This window comes from Streptomyces sp. NPDC004435, from assembly GCF_042873895.1.
Lineage (GTDB): Bacteria > Actinomycetota > Actinomycetes > Streptomycetales > Streptomycetaceae > Streptomyces.
This window is the reverse complement of record NZ_JBIAMB010000029.1, coordinates 102,396-117,121: the sequence shown is the minus strand read 5'-3', so window position 1 is coordinate 117,121 and position 14,726 is coordinate 102,396. Positions and strand designations below refer to the sequence as shown.

Here is a 14,726-nt window from a genome sequence, read left to right as displayed (position 1 = left end):
GGCGCATCTTCCGCAAAGCCCGCTGCAGTCCCAACCGGATGACCGCCATAGCCGCAGCCATCCTCACCCTGGAACGGCAGCGCTGAAAATGCTCAGTGATCAGGTGGATCTTCGACCCCAATTCGCCGCGGTCGGTCGGATTCGGTCCCGTCAGTGGCCCCCTTTTGTGGCCCGCAAGCTGACCGAGTCGATCGCGCACCGTGACCAGTGCAGCTCGCCCTGCGCCCCTCGCTCGTCGAGGATCACGCGGTGGAGCCTGGCCCAGACCCGGTCCCGGCTCCATGGGGCGAACCGGCGGTAGACCGTGGGCCAGGCGAGGTCGAACACCGGCGGCAGTTGCCGCCACGTGCAGCCCGAGGTCGCCACGAGGATGACCGCGGCCAAGGCTTCGCGGTCACCGGCCCGGCGTCGGTCACCCTGCGGACGCGTGACCACTGTCGGTGCCACCACCCGCCTGATCAGCGCCCACAACGCATCCAGCACCAGCCGCTCAACGAGATCCGTCCAGCACGGTTCAACGAACGACCTCCCGTTTCGCGACAGACGCCGAGCTGGACGCCTTCGGGTACAAGGGGCCCGTCGTCGTCACGCACACCGTCCGGACCACGTTCCGGTGTGTGTCCGGCCGGGCGGCGAGACGGCGGGTCCGGCCCCCGCCAGGCGGACGAAGCGCCGCCCCGGGGCGCCCCGGCCGGGCACACCGGGGTCGACCGGTGTCACCGGGTCCTGCCGCCGTCACCTGGGCCGGCCGTCGGCGCGAGGCCCGGCCGTCGCCGCCCGGCCGGACCGGCGCCGCCCGGTCCCCCTCCTCACCCGGCGTCCGCCAGTCTCGCCGCCCGCTGGCGTTCGACCGCCCTCAGCAGGTCGATCCGTGAGCGCACCCCGTAGCTGAAGAACAGCTTGCGCAGGTGGTAGTTGACCGTGTGCGGAGAGACCTCCAGACGGCGGGCTATCTGGCGGTTCGTCAGTCCGTCGGCGACGAGCCGCAGCACCTCCGCCCGCCGGTCGCCCGGCGTCGCGCGCGCCTGCGTCGCGTCGATGGCCGCCGGCCGCGCCGGGGTCGTCCCGCGTGTGCGCCGGACCTCCTCCGCCTCCTGCCACAGCGCCCGCTTCAGCGAGGCCGGCACGGACTCGGCGATCGCCCGGCGCAGCAGCTCACCGCGGAACACCGTGCGCAGCCCGTCGCTGGACAGCGCGCCCGTGCCGACGGCCTCGTCCATCAGGCCGATCATGGCGGCGGGCGAGGTCCGCAGCATCGCCGCCAGCACGTCGTACTCCAGCTCCTCCCCCAGCACCGCAGCTGTGCGCAGCAGTTGGCGGCAGGCGGGTGAGAAGCTGTCCATGGTGGCCGTGACCCGGTCGCGCAGGCGCTGGGGCAGCCCCCGTCCGATCGGATGGGCCTCGCCGTCCGCGACACCGAGCCGCCGCTCCTCGCGCAGCCCGGCGACCAGGGCGACGATCAGCCGGGGGTGGCCGCCGGTCTGGTCGACGAGCTCGACGAGGTCGGGCGAGGGCGGCAGTCCCAGGACGTCCTCCGCGACTTCGACGGCTGCGGTCAGGTCGAGCGGGCGCAGGGTCATGTGCTCGCGCCGGCTGCTCGGGGTGGCGAGGATCGCGCCGAGCGCGTCCGGTCCGCGGCCGGGCCGCTGGGCGACCACGGTCACAGCACGTCCGCCATGCAGCGCGGCCCGCCGGGCCAGCAGGGTGTCGATGGCCTCCTCTCCGAGCCGGTCGGCCTCGTCGAGGAGCAGCAGCAGTGGTCTGGCCCCGGCGGCCGTGCGCCGGCCCGCGGCGCGCCGCAGCGGTTCGGCGTGCCCGTGGTGGACCCGGCCGGGGGCGGGCCGGCGCACGGCGAGCACGCGGTCGGGGGTCGCGTACCCCATGCGTTCGGCCATCTCCGCGCAGGCGCGCAGCAGCCGGGTCTTGCCGGATCCGGGCGTGCCCTCGATCACGAGCAGGGCGCTTCCCTCTGTGATTCCGTACGCGAGGACGTCGCGCAGGTGCGACAGCTCGCGTTCGCGTCCTCGCAGCGGGCTTTCGAGCGAGGTGACGAACACGGATGACCTCCTTCTGGCGTGGTGTGCGGCGGGGGTCCGCTGGGTGGGGGTGCGCATGGCGGTCTCGGGTCAGACGCGGCGCCGCACCGCGACCACGGAGAACCGGGGCGTGACGAACGCGGCGGTGCCGTAGGCGGTGTTGCCCGAGGGGTTGAGGCCGGAGCCGTGCGGGTCGGAGTAGACGGCGGACTGGCTGATGTACCAGTCGCCGGTGAGGTTGAGCGAGAGCATCACGCCGCTGTCGGCGCAGACCTCGGCGAGCGCGGCTTCGACGCGCGGGGAGGTGGTGTACGCGCCGACGGACAGCGCGCCGCTCTCCCGTACGGTACGGGCGAGCAGTTCGACGCCCGCGTCGGCACCGTCCACGGCGACGGCGAAGGCGACGGGGCCCGGCCATTCGGTGAGGAGCGTCTCGACATCCGCGGCCCGGGCGGCGTCCAGGCAGACCAGCGCGGGGGTGCGGATCGTGGCGTCGGGGTGGCGCGGGTGCCGGACCGCCCGGGAGCGGTGGGCGACGGTGCCGAGCCGCCCGGAGTCGGCCCGCGCGACCAGGTCGAGCAGGCCGGGCCTGTGGAGCGCGCCGAGGATGTCGGCGGCGTGCGCGTCGTCGGCGAGGAGGGTGTCGAGGGCGGTGCCGAGGTCGGCGACGATGTCGTTGTAGCCCTTGTGGCCCTCGTCGGTGGTGATGCCGGTGCGGGGGATCAGCAGGTTCTGCGGGCTGGTGCACAGCTGCCCGCTGTAGAGGGCGAGGCTGAAGGCGAGGTTGGCGAGCATGTCGCGGTAGCCCGCGGTGGACTCGACGAGCAGGCTGTTCACGGCGGACCCGGCGGTGAAGACCCGTGCCTGGGTGGCGTGTTCGGTGAGCCAGCGGCCGAACTCGGCGCCGCCCGTGTAGTCCACGATCCGTATCCGGGGGTCGAGGGCCAGCCGGGCGGCGAGCCCTTCGCCGGGGTGCTCGGCGGCCAGGCACACGACGTCGGGCGGGAAGCCCGCCTCGCGCAGCACCTCGCGCGCCACCCGGACGGTCAGCGCGAGCGGCAGCACGGCCGACGGGTGCGGTTTGACGAGGACGGCGTTGCCGCAGGCCAGCGAGGCGAACAGGCCCGCGTAGCCGTTCCAGGCGGGGAACACGGCGCCCGCGACGACGAGGCCGATCCCGCTCGGCACGATCCTGAAGGTCTTGTCGAGGGCGAAGACCCCGTCCTGGCCGAGCGGCCGGCGCCAGGCGACCCGCTCCGGGAAGCGGGTCTGCTCGGCGTAGGCGAGCGCCACCGCCTCCAGGCCGCGGTCCTGGGCGTGCACGGCTCCCGCGTGCAGGGCCATGACGGGCCCGTGGCCGCTGGTGTGCGCGGCGGCCTGCGCGAAGACCTGGCTGCGGGCGTGGATCCGGTCCAGGATCTCCCCGCACACGGCGGCCCGTTCGGCGGGTGTCGCGGTCCGCCACGGCGCCATCGCGGTCTCCATCGCGGTGAGCAGCCGGCCGGGGTCGCTGTGGGGGTATGCGATGTCCAGCGGGAAGCCGTACGGGGAGGTCTCGCCGCCCTGGCCGGGCGCGGGCCCGACGGTGCCGTCCCGGCCGGGCTGGTCGAGGGCGAAGGGCCGGCCGAGGAGTTCCCGGAAGTCGCGTTCCCCCTCCGGCGCGTTCTGCGCGTGGGCGGCGTGGTCGTCGGGGTAGGGCGACCAGTGCGTCCGGCCGCTCAGCGCCTCCATGGCCTGCTCCACCAGCGGCAGGTGACGCTCCATCATTTCCGTCAGGCGTAAGAAGTGCGCGGGGGTGGGCGGGTACAGTGACAATTCGTGCTCCTTGCATCTGCCTCAACGATGGCATGGCGGGGCGCGCGGGGAAGAGGGCCTTCTGCGACAGTGCGGGGCGCCGACGAGCCGTTCGGCCGGGCCCGCCTCAGCGCAGGATCGCGCGCAGCGTCGCGGTGAACTCGTCCGCGGTGGGCGGGTGTTCGGTGAGCAGCGCCTGCATGAGCAAGCCGTCCATGGCGCCGCGCAGGATGCGCAGCCGGACCGGGTCGTCGGTGTAACAGAGGCCGAATTCCGTCACGGCGGCCAGCCAGTCCTGGGTCGCGCCGCGCAGCTCCGGGCGGCGCGCGGCCAGCAGGTACAGCTCGTACTCGGCGAGCAGGTGGTCGGGCCCGGCGACGACCGAGCACATCAGCTCGGCGAGAGCGCGCAGCCCGGCGTCCGAGCCGTCCGTCCGCCCGGCGAGCGTCCGCATCCGGGCGGCGTCCTCGTCCATGCAGCGGGTCAGGGCCGCGGTCAGCAGATCGTCGATGCTCTTGAAGTAGTAGGCGGCGGCCGTCGGGGGCTGTCCGGCCTCGCGGGCGACGGCGCGGTGGCTGACGCCGGCCACCCCGTCGCGCGCGACGACCCGGATGGTGGCCTCGATCAGCTCGTTCTTGCGGCGCTCGCCCTTGACGCGCCGCCCGTCGGTGATCGGCTCGCTCACCGTCTCTCCCGTACGTATCGGCGTCTGTGTCACGGGACCCTACCTCCTTCGGTGCGGTCTGCTGTGCGGGCGCGGGCCCGGGTGGGCGTGCGGGTGCCCGTACGGGTCGGGGTGTCGTGCGCGGGCCGCTCGCGGGGGCGTCCCGGACCGTCCCGGACGACTCACCGACGGGTGTCGGCCGTGTCGGCGAGGGCGCCGCCGCCCGCGGGTGCTCCGGACCCGTCCGCCTCGGCCGGGTCCGTCTGTCCGGCGAGCCGCCGGGCCAGCGGCCGCTGGGCGACCAGCGCCAGCAGCAGCGCCGCGGTGCCCGCGACGATCGCGACGGCGAAGCCGCCTCCGGGGCCGTACCGGTCGACCATCGAGCCGGACACGGCGGCGCCCAGCGCGACGCCCATGCTCAGTCCGGTGATCGCCCAGGTCATGCCCTCGGTCAGCTTCGCCGCGGGGACGGTCCGCTCGACGAGACCCATCACCACGATCATCGTGGGCGCGAAGAAGATGCCCGAGACGAAGACCGAGACGGAGAGGGTCGCCACGCTGCCGACGAGCAGCAGGGGAAGGGTGGTCAGGGCGGTCCCCGCGGCGCCGAGCAGCAGCAGCCGGGGCATCGGCACGGAGAGCTTCAGCGCGCCGAAGACCAGCCCGGCGAGTGCGGAGCCGACGGCGTAGACGGACAGCACGATGCCGGCCCCGGCGGGGCTGCCCTGCTCCTCCGCGAAGGCGACGCTGACCACGTCCACGGTGCCGACGATGGTGCCGCCCGCGACGAGGACCAGCGCCAGCAGCCGCACGGAACCGATGCGGATGGCCGACCCGCCGCTCCCGGCGGCCGCGTCGGCGGCGTGCACGGGCGGCTCGGTCTTCTTCTGGGGGACGAACAGCAGCACGCCGACGGCGAGGAACACGGCGGCGACCAGCGGGCCGAGTTCGGGGAAGAGCGCGGTCGACAGGGCCACGGACAGCGCGGGCCCGACGACGAAGGTCAGCTCGTCGACCACCGACTCCAGCGAGAAGGCGGTGTGGAGCTTGGGCGAGTCGCGGTAGACGTGGGTCCAGCGGGCGCGGACCATGGCCGCCATGTTGGGCAGCGTCCCCGCGAGCGCCGCGAACACGAAGAGCGTCCAGACGGGCGCCCCGTAGCGGGCGCAGAGGAGCAGGGCGCCCATGGAGGCGACGCTGATCCCGGTCGCGGGCAGCAGCACCCGGCTCTGGCCGCGCCGATCGACGATCCGCGACACCTGCGGCCCGAAGAAGGCCGTGGCCAGCGTGAACGTGGCGGAGACGGCACCGGCGAGCCCGTACTCGCCGCGCATCTGGGACAGCATCGTGATGATGCCGATGCCGGTCATGGAGATCGGCATGCGGCCGATGAACCCGGCGACCGAGAAGGCCACCGCTCCGGGAACCCGGAATAAGGCGCCGTAGGGATTGGGCACGAGAGGACCCCTCCAGTAGGCGGGCACACTCGCCCGCAGAATCTTGAACGACCGTAACACATTGAACGGGTGTTACATTTTCTACTGTAGGCAGTGCCAGGGTCCTGTCAACGCACCGAGAAATGGGGCCGCCGGTCATGCCGGACACGAGAGTCGGCGGCCCCCTTCGGGAGCCGCCGAGAACAGATCGGGGGCGAAGGCCCCCTCAGGTCAGGAGACCGCCTCCGGCCAGCCGTATCCGGGACCCGTGCGCCGCGGTACGGTGTCGGCGCCCACCGCCTCCATCTCGCGGTTCGCCTCCCGCATCAGCTTGCCCGCCAGGTCCTTCATGGCCCGGCCGGCGGCCAGTTCGTCGCCGATCACCGGTACGTCGGTGTCCGCCGGGTTGCAGCGGGCCGAGCCGTGCCCCGTGAAGGTCGCGGTGCCCGTGTCGAGCTTGGCCTCCGCCCGCGTCCGGCCGGCCTCCTCGCTCAGCTCCAGGCCGACCCTCCACTCCAGGTTCCGCGTCATGGTCTGCCTCCTCGCGCGCCGGTCGGCGCCGCCGGCGCCGTACGTGCCCGGGGCGCTGCTCCCCCACCCCTTCCAGGATCCGCCCACGGCGGCTCCGGCGCACGCGGCCGCCGGGGCGGGCGGCTCGTGGAGGCGGGTGTTCCGCCGCCGCGGGGCGGGAACCACCCCCCGCACGGAGCACTCACGTCCCGGCGAGGGGAAACCGCTATGGCCGCCCGGTTCGGCGCGCGCAAACGGCTGGAGGTGCTCCAGACGGCCGTCGCCGGCCTCGGGGTCCCCGCGAGCCTCGGGATCGGCGTGATCCTGCACGCGAACGGCCTGCACGCGGGCGTCGGGCTCGCCGCGACCGCGCTCGTCCTCATGGCCACGGCCGCCGCCCTCGCGAAGCTCGACGCGCTGCTGTCCCGCTACCCCGCGCCGCCGTCGCGGAAGCTCCGCGGCCCCCACGGACCGGCGGGCGAGCCGGGCGCGGGCGGGGACGGCGGCCTCTGACGGCACCGCCCCCGGCGCACGTCAGGCCCCAGCGCACGTCAGGCCCCCGCGTCGCCGTCGGGGGCGGCGTGGGAGAGCAGGAACTCGGTCGCCCCGGCGATGGCCTCCGCGTAGGTGCCATGGACGGGCTCGGACTCCTTCTCCCGCTGGTCCGCCGCGGTCGCGGTGTACCACCACGCGTCGGTCTCGGCGTCGTGGTGCACGACGGCGGTGCCCCCCGCGTAGTGCAGCGGGATGGATTCGCTGGTGGACTTCCTGACCACGGCGTGGGGCCACTTGAGCCGGGCGGACTGGCGCTTGATGCCGCCCCAGGCGGCGCCGAGCTGGGCGTAGTTCGCGCCGCTGCGCCCGGCGACGGTGGCGGCGCTCTCCGCCAGCCGGTCGACGGACTGCTTGGCCTCGTACAGCGCCCTCAGCAGCGCCAGCTGCACGTCGGGCGCCGCCATCAGGACGGGGTCGTACGTCTTCCCGGCGGCGCGGTAGGCCAGCAGACGGGTCGAGATCCGCTCCGCCAGGGCGCGTACCGCTTCGTGCACCTCCTCATCCATGGTGAAGGCGTCGTCCTGGGTGGGCTCGTTCCACGGAGGCTCCACCAGATGCGAGACGGCGGTCCAGAAGTCGTCGTCGGTCTTGTCGGGGGTCGGGATCCCGGATGCGTCACTCATACGACAAGCGTAGCTGTCGAATCCAGAGTACGACAGTTTTTTATGTCACAAGAGAGGGTGGCGTGTCGCTCTCCCGGACGGCCGGGTGTGGGACGGTGGGGCCATGCCGGTCCCCGTGATCCTCGACTGCGACCCAGGGCACGACGACGCCTTCAACATCCTGCTGGCCGCCGCGCACCCCGCGATCGACCTGCTCGCCCTCACCACCGTCGCGGGCAACCAGACGCTGGAGAAGACCACGCTCAACGCCCGCCGGGTGTGCGCGGTGGCGGGGATCCGGGGCGTGCCGATCGCGGCGGGCCGGGACCGGCCCCTGCACGGCGCGCGCCGGACCGCCGAGAACATCCACGGCGACTCGGGGCTCGACGGGCCGGGGTTCGGCGAGGGCGAGCCCGACGTGCCGCAGGACCCTCGCGACGCCCTCACCCTCATCCGGGACACGCTCCTCGCGCACCCGGAGCCGGTGACGCTCGTGCCGACCGGGCCGCTCACCAACATCGCGGCCCTCCTCCTCGCCCACCCCGGACTCGCCGGCCGGATCCGGCGGATCGTGATGATGGGCGGCTCCACCGGGCGCGGCAACACCACACCCGCCGCCGAGTTCAACGTCCTGTGCGACCCCGAGGCGGCCGACATCGTCCTGCGCAGCGGGCTGCCGGTCACCATGTTCGGCCTCAACGCGACCCACCAGGTGCGGGCCACCCCCGAGGTCGTCGCCCGGATCGCCGCCCTCGGCACCCCGCTGAGCGCGCTCTGCGTCGAACTGCTCACCTTCTTCGGGTCCGCCTACCGCGAGGTGTACGGCTTCGACGCGCCCCCGCTGCACGATCCGCTGACCGTCGCCCACCTGATCGACCCGTCCCTGGTGGAGCTGGTCCGGGCCGCGGTGACGGTGGAGCTGCACGGCACGTACACCCGGGGCGCGACCGTGGTGGACCTGCACGGGGTGACGGGCCTGCCGGCCGCCGTCGAGGTCGGCACGCGCGTCGACACGGACCGGTTCTGGGACCTCGTCGTGGAGGCCGTACGCGTCCTCGGCGGCGGCCCCGGTCCCCGGTAGCGCCTTCGCTCAGGCGCGGCCCGCGGCCTTCTGGCTGCGGCGGGAGAGGGAGTCGACGACCACGGCGGCCAGCAGGACCGAACCGGTGATCATGAACTGGACGGCGTTGCTGACGCCCATGATGTTCATGCCGGACTGGATGGAGCCGATGACGAGGGCGCCGAGCAGCGCGGACCAGACGGAGCCCCGTCCGCCGAAGAGGCTCGTCCCGCCGATGACGGCGGCGGCGATCACGTTCATCAGGAGATTGCCGCCGCCGGAGGTCTGGCTCGCGGACTGGATCTGTCCGGCGAGGAAGAGGCCGCCGACGGCCGCCATCGTGCCGGCGATGGTGAAGACGCTCATCCGGACGAACGGCACGCTGATGCCGGCCCTCCGGGCTCCTTCGATGTTGCCGCCGACGGCGAAGATCTGGCGCCCGTAGCGGGTGCGGCGCAGCACGAAGTCGAGGAGGACCAGGAGGATCAGGAAGACCAGCAGGGCGAGCGGCAGGCCCTGGTAGCGGTTGAGGATGTACGCGGCGGCGAAGGCGATCGCGGCGATGACGGCGGTCCGCACCACGATCTCGGCGAGCGGCCGGTACGGCACCCTCGCCGCGCGCCGGCGGCGGGTGTCGAGCAGCGAGGCGAGCAGGAAGAGACCGACGCCCACCGCGGCCGCGATGTAGGCGGCGGCGGGGCTCTCGAAGATCGTGGAGTAGAGCTCGGCGACGATGCTGTCGCTGGGGATGTTGACCGTGCCGCTGGTGCCGAGCACCTGAAGCATCAGCCCGTTCCAGGCGAGGTTGCCCGCCAGGGTGACGACGAAGGCGGGCACGCCGACCTTGGCGAAGAAGAAGCCGTGGATGAGCCCGACGGCCGCTCCCCCGGCGAGGGCGACGAGCAGCGCCAGCCACTCGTTCATGCCGTTGATGACGTTGAGCACGGCGAAGAGGGCGGCGCACAGGCCGCTGACGGAGCCGACGGACAGGTCGATCTCGCCGAGCAGGAGGACGAAGACGATCCCGACGGCGATCATGCCGGTGCCGACGATCTGCTGGCTGAGGTCGGACAGGTTCTGGGCGGAGAGGAAGGCGCTGTCGAGGCTGCCGAAGACGGTCCAGATGATGACGACGGCGACGACGACGGGCAGCGAGCCGAGCTCACCGCTGCGCAGCTTGCGCCGGAACTCGCCCGCGTAGCCGCGGAAGCCCTCCTCCCGGACGATCAGCCGGCTGTCGACGGCGGGCATCGCCTCGGGGGCGGGCCGCTGCTCGTCCCCCGCTCCCGCGGAACCTCCGGCGTGCCGGGGGCCGCGGTCCTCGGCGCCGCTCATGGCGTCTCCTCCCCGCGTGCCTCCCGTTCCTCGCGCTTGCGGGCCTGGCGCCGGGTGACGGCGCTGTCGGAGGCGCCGGTGATGGCGGAGATGATCTCCTCGGTGGTGGTGGAACGCCGGTCGAAGAAGCCGTTGTTGCGGCCGAGGCGGAGCACGGCGATCCGGTCGGCGACCGCCATCACGTCCACCATGTTGTGGCTGATCAGGATGGTGCCGAGACCGTGTCCGCGGAGGCGCTCGACGAGGTCGAGGACCTCCGCGGTCTGCTCCACGCCCAGCGCCGCGGTGGGCTCGTCCAGGATGACCACCCGGGGGTCGCCGATCAGCGAGCGGGCGATCGCCACGGTCTGGCGCTGGCCGCCGGAGAGCGACGCCACGGGGATCCGCACCGAGGGGATCCGGATGGAGAGCGTGTCGAGCAGTTCGCGGGCGCGCCGCTCCATGCGGACCTCGTCGAGCACGCCGAAGCGGCGCAGCTCCCGCCCGAGGAAGAGGTTGCCGACGACGTCGAGGTTGTCGCAGAGGGCGAGGTCCTGGTACACGGTGGCGATGCCCAGGTTCTGGGCGTCGTGCGGCCGGTGGATGGAGACCGGCCGGCCCTCCCACTCGATGACGCCGCCGTCGGGCGGGTTGACCCCGGCGATCGCCTTGACGGCGGTCGACTTGCCGGCGCCGTTGTCGCCGACCAGGGCGACCACCTCACCGGGATGGACCTCCAGGTCGAAGTCCGACAGGGCCTGGACCGCGCCGAACCTCTTGGACACCCCCCGCAGCGTGAGCACGGGTGCTTCCGTCACCTTCGACCGCCTCCTCGGCGGGGCGGGGCACGACCGGGCGGATCAGCGCAGCCCGGCCTCCTCGCAGGCGTCGGCGTAGGCGGGCGTGCAGATCTCGTCGACCGTGTACAGCCCGTCCTTGACGACGGTGTCCTTGATGTTGTCCTTGTCCACCACGACCGGGGTAAGCAGGGTGGCCGGGACCTTCTGGCCGCTTCCGCTGGTGACGGTGGTGGGGGTCAGGTCGGCGGGCAGCGGCTTGCCCTCGGCGAGGTTGACGGCCATGGTGGCGGCGATGTCGGCCTCGGGCTTGTACGGCTTCTCGACGGTGATGGTCTGGGTGCCGAGCAGGATCCGCTGGATGGCGTCGAGCTGGGCGTCCTGGCCGGTGAGCGGCACGTTCATGCCGGCCGCGGCGAGGGCGGTGGCGATGCCGGCGGCCAGTCCGTCGTTGGCGGAGTAGACGCCGACGATGTTGTCCTTGCCGAGGGCGCTGATGGCTCCGGACATCTGCTGATTGGCGTTGTTGGGGTCCCAGTTGGGGGTGTCGTACTCCTTGCCGATCTTCACCTCGCCGTCGAGGACGGAGTGGGCTCCGGCCTTGAACTCGGCCGCGTTCGGGTCGGTGGGCGAGCCGTTGTGCATGACGATCTGGCCGCTCTCCGCCTTGTCGCCGAGCGCGTCGAGCAGCGCCCGGCCCTGGAGTTCGCCGACCTTGCGGTTGTCGTACGAGACGTACGCGTCGACCGGGCCCTGGGCGAGCCGGTCGTAGGCGACGACCTTCACGCCGGCCTCGTTCGCCTTCTCCACGGAGGACTGGATCGACTTGGCGTCCACGGCGTCCAGGATCAGCACCTGGTCGCCCTTGGCGAGGGCGGTGTTGACCTGCTGCTGCTGGGTCGTGGCGCTCTCGGCCGCGTTGTAGTAGTCGATCTGGGCGTCCGGGGCGAGTTCCTTGATCTTCTGCTCGATGTACGGCCGGTCGAACTTCTCGTACCGCGTGGTCTTGCTCTCCGGCAGCAGCAGTCCGATCCGGATCTCCTGCTTGGCCTGCCCTGGCGCGGCGCCCGTCGTCGTCGCCACGACGCCCAGCGACAGGGCCACGGTCGAGGCCACCGCTATCGCGCCTCGCAGTGTACGGGTCATGGGAGGCTCCTTCCGCACGCCTCGACCCGCTCCGCGGACACCTCGCCACGAGGGCGCGGGCGCGCCTTCGGCCTGTCTCTCGACATTAGTCCCAACCCGCGGGCCGGACCATTCGCCCCGATGGTGCGGGCGCGCACGGTGAGCGGCCGGGCCCGGACGGTCACGTGCGCGCCCTGGTCCGACGAGAGCACGCCGCGCCCGTGGCCCGGGCCGGCGCGGGTCCGCCCCACCCGTGGCCCGGTCCGCCGCGGGTCCGCCGTCTACATGGTCGCCCCGGCCGCGAGGTCGGGGACGGACGGCGGCGCGCCGTCCGTCATGCGGAGGGTGACCGTCATGGTGAGGCCGCCGCCGGGGGTGTCCTCGGCGGTCAGCGTGCCGCCCATCGCCTCGACGAAGCCGCGCGCCACGGCGAGGCCGAGGCCGACGCCCTCGCCGCGCGGGGCGTCGCCGTACCGCTGGAAGGCGCCGAAGATGCGGTCCTTGGCCTCGTCGGGAACGCCGGGACCCCGGTCGACGACGCGGAGTTCGACGCGGTCGGCGAGGGCGCTGGCCGAGACGAGGACGGTCTGTCCCGGCGGGCTGTACTTGACGGCGTTCTCGACGATGTTGGCGACGGCCCGTTCCAGCAGGCCGCGGTCGACCGCGACCATCGGGAGCGTCTCGGGGATGTCCAGGCCGACGCTGTCCTCGGCGACGCCGAGCAGCGCCATGGGGACGACCTCGTCGAGGTCGGTCTCCCGGATGACGGCGGTCACGGTGCCCGTCTCCAGGCGGGACATGTCGAGGAGGTTGCCGACGAGGTGGTCGAGGCGGTCGGCGCCGGCCTCGATGCCCTCGAGGAGTTCGGCCCGGTCCTCCTCGGACCACTCGACGTCGTCGGAGCGCAGCGAGGTGACGGACGCCTTGATCCCGGCGAGCGGGGTGCGCAGGTCGTGGCTGACGGCGGCGAGCAGGGAGGTGCGGATCTTGTTGCCCTCGGCGAGCTTGCGGGCCTCCTCGGCCTCCCCCACCAGCCGCTGCCGGTCCAGGACGACGGCCGCCTGCGCGGCGAAGGCGCCCAGCACCCGCCGGTCCTCCGCGGGCAGGACCCGGCCGGTGAGGGCGAGCGCCAGATGGTCGCCGACGGGCATGTCGACGTCCGCGTCCTCGGGCCGGGCGCACGGAGGGTGGCCGACGACGGCGACGCCGGACCACGGCTCCGTCTCGTCGGCCCGTTCGAGCAGGGTGACCGATTCCATGGAGAAGGTCTCCCGGACCCGTTCGAGGAGCGCTTCGAGGGTCGTCTCGCCGCGCAGCACGCTGCCGGCCAGGAAGGAAAGGGTCTCCGCCTCCGCGCGCAGGCGGGCCGCCTGGTGGGTGCGGCGGGCCGCCAGGTCGACGACGGACGCCACCGCGATCGCCACACCGATGAAGATCACCAGGGCGACGATGTTGCGCGGGTCGGCGATGGTGAGCCGGTGGATCGGCGGGGTGAAGAACCAGTTCAGGAGCAGGGAGCCGAGGGCGGCTGAGGCCAGGGCCGGCTTGAGTCCGCCCAGGAGCGCCGCGGCGACGGTGAGCGCCAGATAGAGCAGGACGTCGTTGGCGAGGCCCACGTCGGGGGCGGCGGTGCTGAGGAGCAGGGTGAGGAGGCCGGGCCCGGCGAGGCCGGTGAGCCAGCCCCAGATGGTCCGCGAACGGCCCAGCCGGGCACTGCCGGTGACGGGCAGTCGGCGGCCCTTGGCGGCCTCGTCGTGGGTGACGATGTGGACGTCGAGGTCGGGACCGGACTCCCGGGCGACCGTGGCGCTGACGCCGGGCCCGAAGACGTACTGCCAGGAGCGGCGGCGGCTCACGCCGAGCACGATCTGGGTGGCGTTGACACCCCGCGCGAACGCCAGGAGTCCGGCGGGCACGTCGTCGCCGACGACGTGGTGGAAGGTGCCGCCCAGGTCCTCGACGAGGGTCCGCTGGACCGCCAGCTCCTTGGGCGAGACGGCGGTGAGGCCGTCGCTGCGCGAGATGTAGACGGCCAGGACCTCGCCGCCCGCGCCCTTCTCGGCGAGCCGCACCGCGCGGCGTATCAGCGCCCGGCCCTCCGGCCCGCCGGTGAGGCCCACGACGATCCGCTCCCGCGAGCCCCAGATCTTCGAGACGCGGTGCTCGGTCCGGTACTCCTGGAGGTACTCGTCGACCCGGTCGGCGGTCCACAGGAGGGCCAGTTCGCGCAGGGCGGTGAGGTTGCCGGGGCGGAAGTAGTTGGAGAGGGCCGCGTCGACCTTGTCGGGCTTGTAGATGTTGCCGTGCGCCATGCGCCGGCGCAGCGCCTGCGGCGACATGTCGACCAGCTCGATCTGGTCGGCCCTGCGGACGACCTCGTCGGGGACGGTCTCCTTCTGCCGGATCCCGGTGATCGCCTCGACGACGTCGCCGAGCGATTCGAGGTGCTGGATGTTGACGGTCGACACCACGTCGATGCCGGCCGCGAGGAGTTCCTCGACGTCCTGCCACCGCTTGGCGTTGCGGGAGCCGGGGACGTTGGTGTGCGGCAGTTCGTCGACGAGGGCGACGGCGGGCCGCCGGGCGAGGACGGCGTCCACGTCCATCTCCGTGAACGACGTCCCCCGGTACTCGATGGTCCGGCGCGGGATCATCTCGAGGCCGTGCAGCATGACCTCGGTCCTGGGCCGGTTGTGGTGCTCGACGAACGCGACGACGCAGTCCGTGCCGCGCTCGACGCGGCGGTGCCCCTCCGAGAGCATGGAGTACGTCTTGCCGACGCCCGGCGCGGCTCCCAGGTAGATACGCAGCTTCCCGCGTCCCATGTACGGCG

Annotated in this window: 12 protein-coding genes and 2 pseudogenes; 3 read left to right on the top strand and 11 right to left on the bottom strand. The window is 73.1% G+C overall.

Features of this window, described 5'->3' with window-relative positions; all coding sequences use genetic code 11:
- A pseudogene (locus ACFYT9_RS36290) lies at positions 1 to 86 on the top strand (IS5/IS1182 family transposase); the annotation flags it as partial.
- Between the two features lie 5 nt (positions 87 to 91).
- Here ACFYT9_RS36290 and ACFYT9_RS36285 read toward each other — a convergent pair.
- The 6 genes and pseudogenes from ACFYT9_RS36285 to ACFYT9_RS36260 all read right to left on the bottom strand — a co-directional run.
- Positions 92 to 543, bottom strand: a pseudogene (locus tag ACFYT9_RS36285) (transposase); the annotation flags it as partial.
- A gap of 266 nt (positions 544 to 809) precedes the next feature.
- Entirely contained in the window at positions 810 to 2,057 is a 1,248-nt protein-coding gene (locus ACFYT9_RS36280) for a LuxR C-terminal-related transcriptional regulator (RefSeq protein WP_389170701.1), read from the bottom strand.
- A gap of 69 nt (positions 2,058 to 2,126) precedes the next feature.
- Positions 2,127 to 3,803, bottom strand: coding sequence for a phenylacetic acid degradation protein PaaN (gene paaN, locus ACFYT9_RS36275; protein WP_389170709.1), 1,677 nt, complete (start codon positions 3,801 to 3,803; stop codon positions 2,127 to 2,129).
- A gap of 154 nt (positions 3,804 to 3,957) precedes the next feature.
- Complete coding sequence (locus tag ACFYT9_RS36270; protein WP_376604143.1) at positions 3,958 to 4,548, bottom strand: TetR/AcrR family transcriptional regulator; 591 nt, start codon at positions 4,546 to 4,548, stop codon at positions 3,958 to 3,960.
- Positions 4,549 to 4,676: 128 nt separating this feature from the next.
- Positions 4,677 to 5,951, bottom strand: coding sequence for an MFS transporter (locus ACFYT9_RS36265; protein WP_387278907.1), 1,275 nt, complete (start codon positions 5,949 to 5,951; stop codon positions 4,677 to 4,679).
- A gap of 210 nt (positions 5,952 to 6,161) precedes the next feature.
- Positions 6,162 to 6,461: a DUF1876 domain-containing protein gene (locus ACFYT9_RS36260; RefSeq protein WP_387278909.1), complete on the bottom strand. Its 300-nt coding sequence runs from the start codon at positions 6,459 to 6,461 to the stop codon at positions 6,162 to 6,164.
- A gap of 207 nt (positions 6,462 to 6,668) precedes the next feature.
- Between ACFYT9_RS36260 and ACFYT9_RS36255 the strand changes: the two genes are divergently transcribed.
- Entirely contained in the window at positions 6,669 to 6,953 is a 285-nt protein-coding gene (locus tag ACFYT9_RS36255) for a hypothetical protein (protein WP_376603458.1), read from the top strand.
- Positions 6,954 to 6,991: 38 nt separating this feature from the next.
- Here the strand turns inward: ACFYT9_RS36255 and ACFYT9_RS36250 are convergent, their stop codons facing one another.
- A complete protein-coding gene (locus ACFYT9_RS36250; protein ID WP_376603460.1) occupies positions 6,992 to 7,618 on the bottom strand; it encodes a hypothetical protein in 627 nt (208 codons plus the stop codon).
- 103 nt (positions 7,619 to 7,721) lie between these two features.
- Here ACFYT9_RS36250 and ACFYT9_RS36245 point away from each other — a divergent pair, with 103 nt between their 5' ends.
- On the top strand, positions 7,722 to 8,678 hold the full coding sequence (locus ACFYT9_RS36245) for a nucleoside hydrolase (protein ID WP_389170696.1): 957 nt from the start codon (positions 7,722 to 7,724) through the stop codon (positions 8,676 to 8,678).
- 9 nt (positions 8,679 to 8,687) lie between these two features.
- Here the strand turns inward: ACFYT9_RS36245 and ACFYT9_RS36240 are convergent, their stop codons facing one another.
- The 4 genes from ACFYT9_RS36240 to ACFYT9_RS36225 all read right to left on the bottom strand — a co-directional run bounded on the left by ACFYT9_RS36240 (position 8,688) and on the right by ACFYT9_RS36225 (position 14,718).
- Complete coding sequence (locus tag ACFYT9_RS36240) at positions 8,688 to 9,992, bottom strand: sugar ABC transporter permease (RefSeq protein ID WP_389170693.1); 1,305 nt, start codon at positions 9,990 to 9,992, stop codon at positions 8,688 to 8,690.
- The gene (locus ACFYT9_RS36235) at positions 9,989 to 10,789 is read right to left on the bottom strand and encodes an ATP-binding cassette domain-containing protein (RefSeq protein WP_376603465.1); all 801 of its coding nucleotides are present in this window, start codon (positions 10,787 to 10,789) and stop codon (positions 9,989 to 9,991) included. The genes ACFYT9_RS36240 and ACFYT9_RS36235 overlap by 4 nt, the downstream gene beginning before the upstream one ends.
- Positions 10,790 to 10,831: 42 nt before the next feature.
- Positions 10,832 to 11,914, bottom strand: a complete 1,083-nt coding sequence (locus tag ACFYT9_RS36230; RefSeq protein WP_387278919.1) for a substrate-binding domain-containing protein — start codon at positions 11,912 to 11,914, stop codon at positions 10,832 to 10,834.
- Positions 11,915 to 12,174: 260 nt separating this feature from the next.
- Positions 12,175 to 14,718 carry an ATP-binding protein gene (locus ACFYT9_RS36225; protein WP_389170689.1) on the bottom strand — a complete coding sequence of 848 codons (2,544 nt, stop codon included), beginning with the start codon at positions 14,716 to 14,718 and terminating at the stop codon, positions 12,175 to 12,177.
- Positions 14,719 to 14,726: the final 8 nt, after the last annotated feature.